At 38.7% G+C, this 16,227-nt stretch carries 16 protein-coding genes and 1 pseudogene; 13 read left to right on the forward strand and 4 right to left on the reverse strand.

All coding sequences use genetic code 11. The annotated features are described in order from the left end of the window. Positions 1-262: 262 nt before the first annotated feature. The 3 genes from GC102_RS37820 to GC102_RS37830 all read left to right on the forward strand — a co-directional run bounded on the left by GC102_RS37820 (position 263) and on the right by GC102_RS37830 (position 3,285). Positions 263-1,273, forward strand: a complete 1,011-nt coding sequence (locus GC102_RS37820; RefSeq protein ID WP_171694090.1) for a phosphotransferase enzyme family protein — start codon at positions 263-265, stop codon at positions 1,271-1,273. Between the two features lie 421 nt (positions 1,274-1,694). Continuing rightward, on the forward strand, positions 1,695-2,138 hold the full coding sequence (locus tag GC102_RS37825) for a cell wall hydrolase (protein ID WP_147946783.1): 444 nt from the start codon (positions 1,695-1,697) through the stop codon (positions 2,136-2,138). 589 nt (positions 2,139-2,727) lie between these two features. Further along, the gene (locus GC102_RS37830) at positions 2,728-3,285 is read left to right on the forward strand and encodes a class I SAM-dependent methyltransferase (protein ID WP_171694091.1); all 558 of its coding nucleotides are present in this window, start codon (positions 2,728-2,730) and stop codon (positions 3,283-3,285) included. A 136-nt stretch (positions 3,286-3,421) separates the two neighbouring features. On the opposite strand, the gene GC102_RS37835 is transcribed toward GC102_RS37830, so the two are convergent. After that, positions 3,422-4,303, reverse strand: a complete 882-nt coding sequence (locus GC102_RS37835; protein ID WP_171694092.1) for a LysR family transcriptional regulator — start codon at positions 4,301-4,303, stop codon at positions 3,422-3,424. Between the two features lie 128 nt (positions 4,304-4,431). Between GC102_RS37835 and GC102_RS37840 the strand changes: the two genes are divergently transcribed. The 4 genes and pseudogenes from GC102_RS37840 to GC102_RS37850 all read left to right on the forward strand — a co-directional run bounded on the left by GC102_RS37840 (position 4,432) and on the right by GC102_RS37850 (position 8,435). Further along, positions 4,432-4,746, forward strand: a complete 315-nt coding sequence (locus tag GC102_RS37840; RefSeq protein ID WP_246321356.1) for an antibiotic biosynthesis monooxygenase family protein — start codon at positions 4,432-4,434, stop codon at positions 4,744-4,746. 327 nt (positions 4,747-5,073) lie between these two features. After that, positions 5,074-5,571 (forward strand): GNAT family N-acetyltransferase, encoded by a 498-nt coding sequence (locus GC102_RS37845; RefSeq protein ID WP_312883501.1) that lies wholly within the window; start codon positions 5,074-5,076, stop codon positions 5,569-5,571. A 373-nt stretch (positions 5,572-5,944) separates the two neighbouring features. Then, a pseudogene (locus GC102_RS40920) lies at positions 5,945-6,139 on the forward strand (IS1380 family transposase); the annotation flags it as partial. A gap of 631 nt (positions 6,140-6,770) precedes the next feature. Beyond that, the gene (locus GC102_RS37850; protein ID WP_171694094.1) at positions 6,771-8,435 is read left to right on the forward strand and encodes a P-loop domain-containing protein; all 1,665 of its coding nucleotides are present in this window, start codon (positions 6,771-6,773) and stop codon (positions 8,433-8,435) included. A gap of 821 nt (positions 8,436-9,256) precedes the next feature. Here GC102_RS37850 and GC102_RS37855 read toward each other — a convergent pair. Then, entirely contained in the window at positions 9,257-10,087 is an 831-nt protein-coding gene (locus tag GC102_RS37855) for a hypothetical protein (protein ID WP_171694095.1), read from the reverse strand. 464 nt (positions 10,088-10,551) lie between these two features. On the opposite strand from GC102_RS37855, the gene GC102_RS37860 reads away from it, so the two are divergent. After that, positions 10,552-11,217 (forward strand): MBL fold metallo-hydrolase, encoded by a 666-nt coding sequence (locus GC102_RS37860; RefSeq protein ID WP_171694096.1) that lies wholly within the window; start codon positions 10,552-10,554, stop codon positions 11,215-11,217. Positions 11,218-11,413: 196 nt separating this feature from the next. Here GC102_RS37860 and GC102_RS37865 read toward each other — a convergent pair whose 3' ends face one another. After that, positions 11,414-12,076, reverse strand: a complete 663-nt coding sequence (locus GC102_RS37865) for a hypothetical protein (protein WP_171694097.1) — start codon at positions 12,074-12,076, stop codon at positions 11,414-11,416. A 126-nt stretch (positions 12,077-12,202) separates the two neighbouring features. Between GC102_RS37865 and GC102_RS37870 the strand changes: the two genes are divergently transcribed. Next, positions 12,203-12,817: an immunity protein Imm33 domain-containing protein gene (locus tag GC102_RS37870; protein WP_171694098.1), complete on the forward strand. Its 615-nt coding sequence runs from the start codon at positions 12,203-12,205 to the stop codon at positions 12,815-12,817. Positions 12,818-13,303: 486 nt separating this feature from the next. Here GC102_RS37870 and GC102_RS37875 read toward each other — a convergent pair whose 3' ends face one another. Continuing rightward, positions 13,304-13,492, reverse strand: a complete 189-nt coding sequence (locus GC102_RS37875; protein ID WP_171694099.1) for a DUF3237 domain-containing protein — start codon at positions 13,490-13,492, stop codon at positions 13,304-13,306. 425 nt (positions 13,493-13,917) lie between these two features. Here GC102_RS37875 and GC102_RS37880 point away from each other — a divergent pair, with 425 nt between their 5' ends. The 4 genes from GC102_RS37880 (at position 13,918) to GC102_RS40840 (ending at position 16,164) form a co-directional block, all read left to right on the forward strand. Then, positions 13,918-14,097 (forward strand): aspartyl-phosphate phosphatase Spo0E family protein, encoded by a 180-nt coding sequence (locus tag GC102_RS37880; protein ID WP_171694100.1) that lies wholly within the window; start codon positions 13,918-13,920, stop codon positions 14,095-14,097. A 445-nt stretch (positions 14,098-14,542) separates the two neighbouring features. Then, positions 14,543-15,082, forward strand: coding sequence for a hypothetical protein (locus GC102_RS37885; protein WP_171694101.1), 540 nt, complete (start codon positions 14,543-14,545; stop codon positions 15,080-15,082). Between the two features lie 101 nt (positions 15,083-15,183). Beyond that, positions 15,184-15,639: a DinB family protein gene (locus GC102_RS37890; RefSeq protein ID WP_171694102.1), complete on the forward strand. Its 456-nt coding sequence runs from the start codon at positions 15,184-15,186 to the stop codon at positions 15,637-15,639. A 186-nt stretch (positions 15,640-15,825) separates the two neighbouring features. Then, complete coding sequence (locus GC102_RS40840) at positions 15,826-16,164, forward strand: VanZ family protein (RefSeq protein ID WP_376769440.1); 339 nt, start codon at positions 15,826-15,828, stop codon at positions 16,162-16,164. The last annotated feature ends 63 nt before the right edge of the window (positions 16,165-16,227 follow it).

Here is a 16,227-nt window from a genome sequence, read left to right on the forward strand (position 1 = left end):
TTTAACAATAATCTTTTTTTATCAACCAATTCATTATTAATTTGTTATTATGTTTGAAAGGGTATTAAAAAATGAGGATTGTAATCGCTACAGATTCAATTTATGGATTCATTCGGGAACGAGATTATCATATTTTAGAGACTTTAATACTAACGAAAATTAAGGGATATGAAATATACATACATGCGGAACCAAGATGATAGCAACATGGATAGCTTTCATAAAGGTACGGTAACTCAATAAGAAATAAAACATTATTTATTTGGAGGAGATCCATATCGAAAGTTCTATTAAAGACAAATTTACAAAAGAAATTTTTTTAGAGGCAGCAGGTCGGTTTGGCATTAACTTTGCAGATACTATAGAACTTGCCGGTTTTCAAAATTTTGTGTTTTTAGGGAAACGTGAATCAATAAATGTGATATTAAGGATTGCTCATAGCTCACATAGGAGTAAGGATATAACGCAAGCTGAGATCGAGTTTATTTCTTATCTAGCCGATTCCGGAATGACTGTATCGAAAGCCTTACTTTCTAATCAAGGTGAATATGTTGAAGTTATTGAACAAGCTGATAACTGTTTTATTGCGACTGCTTTTGAATTTGCTCCTGGCAGAAGGGCTGAAATTTGCGTCGAAAGTGATATCTTTTATGAACGAATTGGCAGGTTTACTGGGAAGATGCATAAGCTATCAAAACAGTTTTCTCCTATTCAAAAAAGGTATGATTGGAATGACAATGCAGCTATTACAAAATTTCAAAATTATGTACCTAATGAGATGCTTCAACAAAAACTTGAGTTAATAATAAGTCAAATTCAATCATTGTCAAGAGACAGAGATTCGTTTGGGCTTATTCATGGAGACATTAGTCCGGGGAATTACCTGAATCATGAAGATCACCCGAGCATCATTGACTTTGATCAATGCGAGTACAGTTGGTTTGCTTCTGAAATTGCAACATCGATATTCCATGAAACTCCAATTCCATTTATTATTACAGATGTAAATACTCGAAAGACAATAACAAAACGATTTTTTTCAAACTTTTTTCAAGGATACTCCAAAGAAAATACATTAAGCCGTAGTTCACTAGATACCATTCCATTATTTATTAATTTAAGACAAGCTATCGTTATTGGTCTTATACACCGTAGTTCTGATATGGGTAACTTTGATAACTGGAGCGATTGGAATAAGGAAGCATTAACTTTTTATATTAATAATATAAAAAATGATATTCCTTATATTGACTTGGATTTTACAAGTCTATGATGTAAATATGAAGAAGCTTGTAATATCAGGGAGAATGTTAACAATGCAAAAGGATCTCTAGTCCATTAATAAGTAATGTGCCGCATTCCAAAAGGTTATATACCATTACTATCATAGTCCGATGATAAAGTAGAGTATGTTTACAACTTACTTCAATAGGCTAAACGCTCGCTCAACTAACGGAGACTATAGCTAAATACTGACCACACCGAGGCAGCCAGCTTTAAGCGGCTGCCTTTTCCACGCTGGCAGGTTTGTTGAGTAATTCGCCGAACAGAAGTACGCGTTGCAGCCCTTTGCTTCGCTAACGGGCAGAAGAGTGTGGTGGAACGGCTATTTATTATCGCTCACTATTTTGCCAGAGTAACACATCCGCTTCACCTACAATATGATGTGTATAGAAATCTAAAGAGGTGAGCCAATGGCAGTCGTAAAAGCTAGGAAACAGGATATTGATATGTTGGCAAGGTTGCTTCGAGCTGAAGCTGAGACCGAAGGCGAAATGGGCATGCTCCTTGTTGGAAATGTTGGCATTAACCGAATAAGAGCGAATTGCTCCGATTTTAAAGGAATCCGGACAATTCCCCAAATGATCAACCAGCCGCATGCGTTCGAAGCATTGCAACATGGTATGTACTATCAAAACGCAAGAGAGAGGGAACGCCGTCTGGCGCAACGGACTGTAAATGGGGAGCGGAATTGGCCAGGAAAATTCTCCCTATGGTATTTCCGTCCAGGAACGTTCGAAAATCCCGGACCATGTCCGCCAACTTGGTATAATCAGCCGCTCGTAGGACGATGGAAGAAGCACTGTTTTTATGAACCGACCGCTAAAGAATGTGAAAATGTATATAATACTTTTTAATTTTATAAACGTAAAGAGCTCAGGACCTCTTAACCTGACTTGTCACAGCCATGTGTCGGTTGACAAGAACTTTATCTCATTAAGTGCCGCGTAAATCGCGGCTTCTTTGGGTTTAGTGGAATAAAGTTGTTGTCACGGTCATTACTCGGAAACTATACCAACGTGACAGGACGTCCGATGTCGGATGACAAGAACATTAGCCTAATGAAGTCTGCTTGAATTGCGGGCTTTATTTATGATCGGATCAAGTTCTTGTCATTTGTCAATGTCAAGAACATTGTCCGGTTGCCGACGAGCTTTGCCGGTCGGCAGACTGTTTAACGAGCGGGGAAAAGTAAAAAAAAAGGAAAATCACGATGGGTGGAGTAAAATTTGTTGTCGGGTTAGAGATTGAACTAACGGGAAACTATAGCTTCATCATGGAACACTACGGCAGCCGGTCAATACGATCGGCTGTCTTTGTTGAACTAACGTGCAGTTATCTTCAATAACAAATAACCATAGTAACCTAACAAAAATCCATTCTTATCCTTATTTCTAAGCGTTACACTGTAATTAATTAATACGAAATCGGGATGGTGGTATTTAGATGAAAGTTATAATTGGTGCAGGAAGAACAAACTATGATGGTTGGCTCAGTACACAAGAGGATGAGTTGAATTTACTTTCTTTGGAAAGTTGGAACACCTTATTTAAACCGGGGAGTATTGATGCGCTGTTGGCTGAACACGTGTGGGAACACTTAACTTATGAGGAGGGGATTGTAGCTGCGAACCATTGTTATGAGTTTTTAAAACCAGGTGGGTACATTCGTTGTGCCGTTCCGGATAAAAATTTCCATAACGAAAGGTACCAACAGATTGTTCAAGTCGGTGGTCCTGGTCCAGCGGACCATCCGGCGGCAACTCACAAAATAGTTTATGACGCGAAAACATTCGTAGAAGTATTTGAAAAAGCCGGGTTTGAAGTATCATTGTTGGAATATTGTGATGAAAAGGGAGATTTTAATTATATTTACTGGAACGAAGTAGATGGAAAGATAGGAAGATCCTTTCGATTTGATACAAGGAATTCTATCGAAGGACTTGGTATGGTTTCCATTATTGTAGACGCAAAAAAGCCATTGATAATAAAAAATAAGATCTGAGTGTTTATCACATCATATATGAGAGAGGTAAAAGTTTCAATTAACGCAGAACTATAGTGTAATAAGCAGGGAGCAGATCGCGGCAGCTGCTCCCTGTTCTCATTCAAGTAACGGGCAGGATAGCGTGGAATAATATTTAAAAGGGGGTTCGATTGGCGACCCATCTTGTAATGAATTCTATCAGTTTTTTTGCCGCTGGAGAGACGTTTTTAAACGAAGTTGTAGCAATACCGATGGAACGATAATACTCCCCGTCCAATGGGCGGCAACATATGTTGTCGGAGTGTTGAGACAAAATCATTTCAGGGAGAATACTCAACCCTAAACCATTTTGCACCATGGCGATTATGGCATGGTCATCTTCTAATTCATACTTGATTTTCGGGATGAGTTTATTTTGCGTGAAAATTCGCTTTACATCAGTGTCACAACCTGCAACAGGCATGATAAAGGGTTCATCAATCATTTGTTCTATTCGAATGGTTGATTGGCGAGCGAGGGGGTGATTCGAACACATAATGCATACCATCCTATCTTTTTGAAGCGGCACCACATCAAATGCTTGTAGAGTAGGCATATTCACAAATCCGAAATCAGCAGTTCCGTTTGCTATCCATTCTTCTATTTCAAAGTAGTTACCATCGAGTAGTTTCATTTCGATATGAGGAAATTGATTCTGAAATAGTTTCATAATATGGGGTAACCATTGAATAGATACGCTTGAGAAAGTACCTATCTTCACTGTACCGATTTCGACCCCCTTTATCGCGGCTACCTCTTGATTAAGTTTTTCATTAAGTTGTAGGATTTCTCTGATGTGTTGTATCAAACGTTCCCCATTGTTTGTTAGTCGGATACCCGATCTGTTCCTTATGAGAAGACTCAGTCCAAATTCAAGTTCCAAGCTAGAAATTGCGTGACTGATTGCTGATTGTGTTAGATTCAACATCTCTCCTGCTTTAGTTAGACTTCCAATTTCGACTACCTTACTGAAAATCTGGTATTTAATTAGATTCATGCTTGCCCCCTATGATACATGAGAATTATTCATCTATGTTATTACAAACATTCATTTTTTTTATCTAAATTATAATAGTATAATCTAATTTATACAAAGAATTTTACGATTGAAGGAGCTTGATGGGAATGGTTCATGAAACAAACGGATCGTATTATGCAGTCATATTTTCAAGTCAACGCACTGCGGGGGATAACGGCTATAATATCATGGCTGAAAAAATGGAGCAACTTGCGACCCAACAACCTGGTTTCTTAGGAGTGGAAAGTGTCAGGGATTCTTCAGGAGTTGGCATTACCATTTCCTATTGGGATAGCCTGGAGGCGATCAGTAACTGGAAGCAGAATCAATCTCACAAAGTTGCCCAGGAGAAAGGTAAGCAAGACTGGTACCAAAATTACAAAATCAAAATTTGTAAAGTTGAAAGAGAGTATTCCTTTTAACAGGATATAAGATTCTTTTTATTAACACTAGTTGTTCGCGTGAACACTGTTTCCTATTTCCATCTTTCAGAACTTCGGCACACAGCTCGCTATCGACTAGAAGATCTTATCCAGGAATTGGATTGCCTTAAAGGATGTCGGACAATTCAGGGAGACAGCAATGCAGGTGGGGTCTCAAGCGCCATTGGCCGATCTCTTACACAATCTCTTACATGTAAAAGATGCAAATTGATAAGCTTGGAACTGAACAAAAATCTGGAAGTAAATTGTATATATCGTTACGCTAACGAGAAACGTTAGTTCAAACAAACCAGGGAGCGGATCGCCGTGGCAGCTGTTCCTTTTGTCATTAAGCGATTGGGCAGGATAGTTTCTATGTGGTGGAGAACTCAACAAAAGACGGAATTAAACAAAGGGGATAGACTATTGATGCGAGAAATATTAATAAATCTGCCTATAGAATCACACGAAGTTCCAAATTTAAGAGAACTTGTGGGTTGGGACGGCAGACATTCCGATTACCCAACTTTATTTGAGCGTTGCAACTTTTGGGCTGGTCTCCGCGTTGAAAAAAACAATGAGCTTATAGCATTCGGCTATGTTGCAGGAATGGGACTGCAGCATGGCTATATGGAGGACATTATAGTGCATCCACAATATCAGAAGAAAGGAATAGGCCAATCCTTAGTGAAGAAATTACTTCAAGAGTCAGAGCGTGTAGGACTGGAGATTGTAACCTTGACCTACGATTCAAAGCACGCGTCATTTTATAATGAGAGTGGATTCAAACCTTGTTCTGGAGGATTGTGGAGGAAAAAAGACTAAGCTACCGAGGAACTATAGCTGAATATACAATAAGAAATTCATAGAGAATCCGTGGAGAAAATTATCAATGAACTTGAAGGAACAGGGGATTAAGCTAACGATAGCTGAATAAGGACACCGCGGTAGCCGGCCAAGACTATCGGCTGCCGTTGTCCGTTGAAGTAACGGGCATCAAGTGTTCTAAAGAGAACCGATAGTGAAGGAGCTTGTCTTGCGGCAGTTCCTTTTTTTGATCATTCAAGTAACGGGCAGGTTAGCATGGTGATTAATGAGTTACATGTGTTTTGAAAATGTGGAATAATATTACATGTGAACCAAATTGAGAGGGGACTTGCAATGAGAACAAACAACAATCATGAAACCTATCGCGAAATGGAACCTTTGCACGATTCGCAAGGCGCAAGTGTTCGAATCGCACGGTCAGAGTCGCATCGTATTCGACACGGACTGGCAATATGAAGCGATGGTGACTCCTTTGTCCAGTGAGCCTCTTGACGTATGGCGCTTCTACAACCAACGCTGCTGTATGTGTTTTCATACTATGGAGGCATCGTTTACTATTTCAAGGTTTGAGTTAATTATAATTAATCTTTCCCTATATTGTGGATGATCTTAATGTTATGATTGTGTTGCTGAAAAAATAAATCGTAATGAGGTGAGGACAATGAAAACAAAAAAATATAGGTCGTATCCTCATGTTGCTTTTTAGTTATTCTTTTACGAATACATTATGCTCTGAGGGTAGGATTCACTCTCAGAGCTTTTATATTTTGGCAGAAGGAACGTTTAAGCTTTCTTGCCGGTCTATGACAGCCACTTACAGAGTGGCTGTTATTTTTTTAGGATAAAAAGGTTGGTCAAGGCAACAGCAGTGGTTTTATTTTGAAATTGGTTAGAATTAATCGTTTGGGGGAATATGTATTGAACTTGAATTACTTAGGATGGAATTCATTTTTTCGCGGAAAAATTCATACAGTGCCGGTTTATGTGTGAGCAGGCTCATACCTGGAGATTATGAGGTCGATCCGTTTCATCGTTACCTTGTTCCAAAGGATAAGGGGCCCCCTTCTTGAGATATCGTTTCAACTTCGGCATCGTTTCCCGTTATTGACCGCTTTCCAAATATGAAAGGATGATGCTTTATTAAAAGACTCGCTCAATATTTTCGCTCATTACAATCCGGACAGTCATCTTACAGTATGATTTATGAAGGTTCATACTATGATCAAGGGGGGACGATATCTGACCCAACCTATTGGAATAATAATGTTGCCTATTTCATTGAACGGACACATAAACTCACACTGGATAAACCATGTATCACCATAAAAATACCTTTTGACCGTCTCGGCTTAGATGAAAATATGGATCAAGTTGTTCTCTCAGATTTTGCATTAAGAGAATGGGTTGATCATATTGAGGCATTAAATAAATTGATTTATAACCGGTCACGTTCTGATAAAGAAAATGGTGCTTTTTATTGTTTTCGTCCAACCAATGTGGTGTTGCAACGTAATGCATCCTTTGTCGAAGTCATCTCGGAAAAATGGTATCTATGCTTAATGATTACAGTTCAACTTCCATTCAAGGATAATAATAAAGCTATGCGCATGCTCTGCAAGATGCTTCCAAAAGAAGTGGAGGAGTTAATTGCCAAGTTTGATCTCATCAAATTAAATGCTGCCTATGAATTGGTAAAAAAGCAAAATATGATTCGCGAATGGCTGAAATCAAGTGAGTATTGTGCGTTTATTGCGAATTGCAGCATTTTGCCAAGAAAAAAAGACAACAGCGGACCACTGGAGGGTGCCTTGCCTTTTACATCCCCGGAAGATATTGAAATTGAAATTTGTGGTTTGCGAGGAATGGGAATAAAACATGGTGTGACGGTCATCACCGGCGGTGGTTATTCGGGTAAAAGCACAATGCTGGATGCACTAAATTCGGGGATTTACAATCACATCATAGGCGATGGACGAGAATTTGTGATTACAGATCAAAGTGCAATGGAAATATCTGCAGAGGAAGGCCGTCCCATAAAAAATATCAATATTACGCCTTTCATAAAATGGATACCCAATAGTTCGACTGAACAGTTTTCGACTGACTACGCCTCAGGTTCCACATCTCAAGCCGCAAATATTATGGAGGCAATCAACTTCGGGTGTAAGCTTCTTCTTATTGATGAAGACAGAAGCGCGACGAATTTTATGATTCAAGACATCAAAATGCGTTCATTAATCAAGCATGAACCCATTACACCTTTTACGGAACGAGTCAGGGAGCTTTATGAGGCTGCCCACGTATCTTCCGTTCTTGTTATTGGAGGTAGCGGTGAATTTTTATCCGTTGCCGATCAAATCATCCTGATGGACAATTTTGTGCCAAAAAACGTAACCCAGGAAGCAAAAAAATTATGTGAACACGACAAACCACGCGAACGTACCCCCCTTGCAAAATGGGAGATAGAAAGAAAAATAACCACCGATCACTTTTCGAGCTATCCACAGGGCAGTGGTACAGAAAAGCTAATGGTTTCAACCATGGGATACATGATGATAGGTGATGAACAAATTGATATCAGAGGGCTTTACAATATCACATCACACGCCCAGCTTGCAGCTATTGCCTTTTTAATTCGAAAAATCGCTATAAGTAATCAGGATCGCTTCATCTTTTTTCATGAAAAGATCAAAAAAGCTCTCGAAGATATGGAGAGAGAAGGAGTGGATATTGTATTTTCTTCCTTTTTCCCTGGTTTCGAAAGATGGCTTGAATTACCAAGAATTAATGAAGTATTATCTGTCATAAACCGAATGAAACATTTGAATAATATTCAGCTTGAGCCCTCTGAACACCTCTGATTACGACATAAATATACGTTTATCCAATTAGGAGACGGGTTGAAGTGGAGGATGGCTGTAGGATAGACTCTGCGCTAACCTAAACAAAGGCCCCGCTCGATATTGAGCAGGGCCGTGTCCGTGATAAATGAAACTTTTGAATGCAAGCTATTGCATGACGCTCATATGATTGAAGGGGGAAAGACGTACCTAATTGCTAAGTCATTATGTACAGGTACTGCAAGAGGGCAAAGCTTAGAACAAACCATCGATTATCTTGGGCAATTTGTTCTTGGCATAGGTGGAATGTTATTTGCCAGAATCTCAAGCAATGGTACGAGATCAGCTTACCAAAATCGTAGCGAACAGCGACAATGTGCAGGCAGACTTGATTCAACTGGCTCAAATGTTGGATCGGGAGCTAGCCAAGTGACTTCCCTTTGTGAAACGTGGAAAGTCGAGATTAAACTAACGAAAGAACGATAGTTCCGGAGCTTGCCACGAGGCAGCTCCTTTTTCATTTATTGAAGTAACGGGCAGTATACTGCGGTAATAAATTTAGGTACTAGAAAAGATAGCACTACTGAAGATAGCTTTTGTTATAGCTGAACTCGATCAAATGGGAAATGAAGAGCTTATCATAAATATCTTTGTTTATCTAATTCCCATAACTTTATTGTTATGTTCAATTTTCTTGAACCAATTTTGAGTTCGATTTATGTTGTTATTAATTATCGAATGTAAGCAAGTAAACATTATGATATCCTCAGCTGTGCGATCAAGCAGCAGCCATTCCTCTTCACATTGCGGTGGTCTGAGTTGGCATCACGTGGGAAGACACCTTAACGTGCACTACGTCGGCTGCGGCTGTTAGTAGCCGCTTTTGGTTTTCTCCAGTACCAAAGGGTGCTAAAGATGAGATAGAGTCCCATGACTGCCGCAAGCAGTATAAGGGTGAAGTCCGACATATTCTCCATGGAATCAAGCCAACCGATTCTTTTCATGCCGAACAGACTGATGTTAAACACGATCCCAATCAGCATAATGGACCATATGGATGAAAGGCGTACATAGATGGATCCATAAATGAATCCTAACGCTACACCCAGAAGCTGCATCGCAATTCCTCCCGGCTGCAACGCCGCAATAATCAAAGCGATGACTAGAATTGGCCAGAATACGGGAACATGTTTCCGGGCTTCGTTAAACATGATACCAAAGAACAGGATCAGCTCAAGTGCAGTGGTGAGCACGGAGGAAAGTATAATGTAAACGAAAGGAACAGAGGCGAAATATTCTTCTGTAAAATCATTGAACGTTGTAATGTTGTAGTAAAGAAGTAGTTTCATGGAGGCAGCGTTTAATAAAGTGAACGCCAGCCCGATTGTTATCATATGAACCGAAAAGCTCGGACTGATCGGCGAGAAAATACTAAGTCTCCAGAAGCTTACCGGTGTCTGTTTCAAAAGTCGATATTTAATGGCGTAAACAATTGAGGAAAGAGCGATTGTAATTACAAGTACCATGAATACTTGGATTGGGATGTTCTTTCCTTTTCCGAACTGCCCCCATCCTAATACTGGATCAATGACGATATTATAGAGGAAGATCACTAAAATGATGATCGTCAAATAGAGTAAGTAATTCCCCAGCATCGATAAATATCTCTTCATGAGAATCGCCGCCTTTCATTTTCGGAAAATAAACTAACTCACCCATTTACAGATTATTCCTTATCCGTGAATAATATAATAACTCGTTTTTTATTTAGCGAAATATAGTGCATTCCTGCAGGATGGTTTGAATATTTCGATGAAATAAAGAGTGATTTATTAGGAATCTCCCCCTTCTGTCGAATAGATGCTTAATAGGTGGAAAAATTTTTTTATGACTCAAGGAGTAGAAGGACTTCTTGAAGCTCGGCGAGGTAAGGGTAGTACCAAAGGAGTGTATTAAGTTCCCCTTAAAATGGGTTTTTTTTAGTTTAAATCGCTAATGTTTGTGTCGTAGCACCACGACACAAACATTACCAAAAGATATGTCGAGCGATGATTTATCGTGAAGATGTTGACAATATCTAAATCCTAGTAATAATATTATTTTACGTACAAAATTTATTTTATGGAGGTCCGAAATTATGAAAGTATCTAAGGGAGTAGAAATGCTTCATCTAGATTTTCATGGGAATATTATTCACCCCACTCTTTTGTGGGATCAAGAAATGGCCGTTTTAATAGACACAGGATTTCCAGGGCAAATTGAAGATTTACGCATCGCGATGGAAAAGGTAGGACTGTCGTTCGACAAACTAAAAGTTGTGATTTTGACGCATCAGGATATGGATCATATAGGCAGTCTTCCTGAGATTTTGAAGGAATGTGGCAATGATGTTAAAGTATATGCGCACGAGTTGGATAAGCCTTATATTCAGGGGGAGATACCTCTTATAAAAGACGGTCACCTTGAGAATCCCCCGAAGGGCAAAGTGGATGAAACCTTGATAGACGGTCAGGAACTGCCGTTTTGCGGCAGGATTCGCGTCATCCATACTCCTGGGCATACTCCCGGTCATATCAGCCTTTATTTAAGGCAAAGTAAGACTCTCATTGCCGGGGATTCGATGTACAGTGTAGATGGGATTCTCGGGGGAATTCATGTCCCGACCACACTGGATATGAATGCAGCTCGTCTCTCTTTGAAAAAATATGTAGACCTTGACATTGCATCCGTGGTTTGTTATCACGGGGGATTAAGTAATGTAAATGTAAATGATCAGATATTAGTTCTTAGTCAAGGATTATAAAGTTAAGGTTTCAGCAAGTTATCTTTTAGTGAAATGATGTTGTTACGCTAACGGAAACAATAGCACAATTTCTAAACCACGAGGCTGCCAAGATGACAACCTGCAGTCTCGTTAATCAAACTGACTCAAGCATCTTTATACTAGCGTTTTTACAAGCTACTTAAACGAAGCTGATAAATCAAATGATTCCCTCTGATTAGTAGGCTGTCCCCTCTGAAATCCCGATCAGCAGACTGAATGAATTCACCTGTCTCCATACCTCATCGTCACTAACGACGTTTAACGCATAACAATCACAAATATCGAAAGACGTATTTTTATATATAGCTTCACCCTTACTATTCCAAGCGATCAAACCCGGAGCTCCTACGGGTTCACTCCAGCCATAGTTACCGAACACACCTTCGTCAAAATAACCAGTCCATAACATACCATTCTTCGTGGATTGGATGGTCTGTATTCCATCCCCCAATAGGATCTCGTCTTTCTTTACACCGTAATAATCAAAGATCTTTCCATTCTTCTCAAAGTTCTCTTCACTAAAAAATCGGCATCTAGCCCCTACTAGAATTAGATGGTCATCACCGATAGGTTGAACAAAGTGATAATAATACTTTTGTTTTGGTAAAAACACTTCAGTGAAATGTTCATTTTGAATTTTTAGTATTCTGTAGGCATGTGGTTTTCCGGTCTTGGATTGAACGAACATTCCATCGATTCTTCGAGGCTCCTCATCAATAAATAACATATAATATTCATTAGTATGAGGTCCTTGAGAACAGGATACGATTTTACTGTTGTTAATATATTCTGTTATATCGTGTATAGGAGATAAAGTCACTTTTCTTGTTTTGGTCATTTACAATACTCCTTAAAATAGTCCTTCCAATATTATTTCATGCCTAAGTCATGGGTTAATCCAATAACTTATTTTATGTAAAAGGGGTAAGTGGATGGGGAATGAACATAAAGGAATAAAAATACAATGTCAAGTAAACATTTTGTTACCAGTGGTTTATATCGTGATTTTGGTTATGAAATTAGAGTACTTAGTAAAGAAAGGCTGGAGCTTCAATATCAAAAGGCTCTGATATATCTGATTGATTTTATAATTGATACAGAAGCTGTAATAAATCCAGATCAAACCATAGCGTACTATTCGTGGATGCTCAAATTCGTACCATGCACGGATTTTTATTACGATCTTTGGGAGATTGTATACGAAGAAGGATTATTCACTGAAGGTATCGATTACTCGGTGGAGCTTGTTAGTAGCCAGGAAAAGGAATGTACGATGAGAGGTGCGGCTCCTTATTTTCCTACTTTTGGGCAAAAGTTAGCTATTTCTAAAGGTGTGTATGAAGGTATGGTTTGTGAGGGTGTATGGTATCCCAGCCCCGATCATATGACAGGGTGGTTTATAACAACGGATCTTTATGATGGTAACATAGATTCACTCATGGTCGTTCATTATTATCATCTTGTTTTCAAAAGGCCGGATTTGCTTACATACCTTGCACTTCCTCACGGATTTCGATTTTTGAAAGATGCATCAAATAGTGAAGCATGGTTCGACGAAAAGGTGTATAGCAACAAGTGAAGTGGGCAGCCATATATTGCTCGGAAAAGCCGTTCAAATGGGTTAGCTACTGCCACCCATTAAACTAGCGGAGAACGATAGTTGAATGACAGAAAAAAGCGGGCCAAGACTACCTCGCGACACATGTTTGTAAGAACGATAGTTTAAGGGCTCTATAAAAACGATGAAGGAGTTGCTACAGCAACTCCCATTGGCATGCTCAAAAAAACGGAGATATTGCAGATGTCTACGCTTGCATTCATTAGAAAAGAAAAAGCACCGCAATTGTTTGAGGTGCTTACTCAATGTGTTCGAATGAATTTAGTTGTCTGCAATGTGGTCAAAAGATGTTGATGAAATATGTATTTCCCCGTTTTCCCAGGATCCTGGCCTGATGCTTATCGATCGTTGCAACTGTATAACGTGGTGAATTCATAGGTTGAGCAACTATCGACATCAATTCGAATTCTTTTGAACAATCAACGCATGTGTGCTTCCCGTCAATTCTCATGATGAATCACGACTCCTTGAATATGTGTTTTCAATCTCTGTCAAGGGTGGAATCCCTTTTCCAATTCGCTCAATATCATCATCAGTTGCTGGCCTAATTACAAAAGCTCTGTTCTTGATCCAAATGACTTCTTCATCATCGGTATCAATTAAATAATCCTCAAACGGTAAATTGTCGGCTTTCATAATAAACTCACTCCTAGCTGAAAAGTGGTCTTGGGTTCCCATTATAACCCTTGACGATTAACCCTAGATGAAGAAAAAATAACGTTTTATTACAGATAGACGAACATTGATTTTAATTCGTTTATTTTAAAAAAATTATCCAGTTTTGTTTTGTTGTTGAGCTAACGGAAACGATAGCTAAGTATGCGAAGGAATGTCCAAATTAGGATATTCCTTATTTTTGTTGAGGAGTAGGAGTGGCTTCTACTATTACTTATTTATATTGATCAAATGGTTGGGGCAAACTAGCTTCTTTCGTTGTGAATGGATCAAGTGAAATAATATTATTTTAAACAAATTACTAATATTTTCCTAATATGTTTGATTTAAAATATTAATTAGAGGTATCAACTTACGAAATATAACATAGAATGGAGAATGATACGATGGAATCAATTCTTCAAGAAAAAATTGAATCATTACGCTTTGAAATGATTAATCAAGCATTTATAAATGGAAGTCTAACACATGAAAAAGTCATATCAGTTAGTCAGCTCTTGGATAGATACATTTTACTTTATCAAAAGATTATACTGAAAAAAGCCCAACTGAAGTTAATTAGTTAGTGTTGAGAACTAGCTACATATAGTATTGAAGGTAAAATGAATAAGGGAAGCTATCCGTAAAGGGTAGCTTTTTTCATTATTATAGATGATATAATAAGGTGAATTACAAAAAAATGGAATTTCAATCGGATTAAATTTAAAGGAAAGACATTTTAATCAATGAATAAACACTGGTAGTTGAATTGATTTTGTTGAAAACAACTATACCGAATCGAAAATATACGACAGAGCTTCTTTAATGTTTTGAACCAAGCTAACGAAAAACTATAATTCAGGAGCTGCATTGAAGTAGCTCCTTTTTGAACGGACAGGTTACTGTGGTGGCAGGTGCCTGCATTTATTAAAACAAGTGGATTAATTTGTTGGGACATAAAGGAGTTTAAAGTGTGAGAGAGAATATTTCATTTCTATAACTTACTTCTATACTGAGAAAGGGAAAAACAAAATGTACTTAATAAATTCAAAAACAATTGAAGTTCTAGACGCAACGTTATCTGGAGTTATGAATAATGATGGATTTATAGAATGGTACATAAATATAGATTGCGACAGCGCTGAATTTGACGGTATTAATACATCGCCAAGAATCTATCTCGAAAGATTTGAATGGGGAATTAGTTCAATTGAAGAAATAACAAACAAAAAAATAAATATAGAAAATGGCTCTAGTTTAAGTAATAATACCATGTTTCCTGGGGAAAGTTTATGTTGCCTATATGCTTTTGAACATCAATTTCTAGATGAAAATCAAATAAGTTTTTATTCAAAAAATGAGGACTTGTATATTAAATGGAAAGCAAAGAATTCTAATAATTATCCTGAAAGATTTGAAGTTGATGTGGATACTAAGATAGATTTTTTGGGAATTAATTTAGGCGAAACTAAAGACACTGAGACAGCAAAAAAACTCATTAGATTTGATACATCAGGTTTGGATTATTTTAAAGAAGATGGAACTCTCTACTTAATACCGGAAGGAAAATAAGTGGAGGATGTAAAGATTGAAAACGGAACTTTGTGTGAAATTACTAAGCTAACGGAACATTAGGTTCAAATAGTCGATGAGACGAAGAGGGGGAAACCGAAATGAAGACGATTAAGTGCATGATGGACCACCTGTACTGGGCGGACGGACGCATCTTGGACGCGCTCGAGGAGAGTGAGACGAAGAACAAGGACCTTCTGAAGCTGGTTCGGCACGTCGCGGTCGCGGAACGAGTCTGGCTGTCCCGATTGCAGGGCAAGGGCAGCGCGCAATATTCGTTGTGGGAGGAAGCGGAAGACCTGACGGCGATCCGGACGATGTTCGAAGAAAACACCGAGCAATATCGCGTCTATATCGAAGGGCTCGAGGAATCCGAGTTGGACGAGATGATCGACTATGCGAACCAGAGCGGGGTTCCGTTCCGAACGTCCGTCCGGGACATCCTGTTGCAGGTCCTCTTACATGGGCAATATCACCGGGGACAGATCAACCGGGCACTTCGGATCGAATCGGCAGAGCCAGTCCAAGTCGATTACATCACGTTCGCGAGGCTCTAACAGGGCCTAATAATCACTATTACTCGGAATGGGATTGGCATTGAACTAACGAGAGAACGATAGTTCAGCCAGAACAGGGAGCGGACCACCGTGGCAGCTGCTCCTTGTTATCGTTGAAGTAACGGGATAGTTCAAAAGTAGGTTGGAAATTCGAGAATAAAATTGTATTTTTATAAATGGAAATATTTGTTCGCACATGATTGGTTCTTTTGGAATTCCGTAAAGTTATCGTTTTATAATTTTATTATGTTAACACCGCTTGGAGTATTTTTACCGTTGTTATTCAAACTTAAACGAATTTCGAAGTCTATTCTAGCAGTCTTTCTCGTGAGCCTCATTATAGAAAGCTCCCAGCTTATACTCGGATACTTAGGCTTTATTAGAGGTCGCGAGTTTGATATTGACGACCTCAATTTAAATACTTTTGGTGGTGCTATTGGCTATTTATTCATTGCTTTATCAAGTAGATTTATCCAATCCTTACAAAACAGACACAACGGAAAAGAAATGAACTCGTTAAACTAACGGAAAACGTTAGGTTAACGAATTCTAGCTACCACCCAATTACGAAAACCGGATTCCTTTGTA

The sequence above is a fragment of the Paenibacillus germinis genome, assembly GCF_013141785.1.
In the GTDB taxonomy this organism is placed as follows: Bacteria; Bacillota; Bacilli; order Paenibacillales; family NBRC-103111; genus Paenibacillus_E; species Paenibacillus_E phytorum.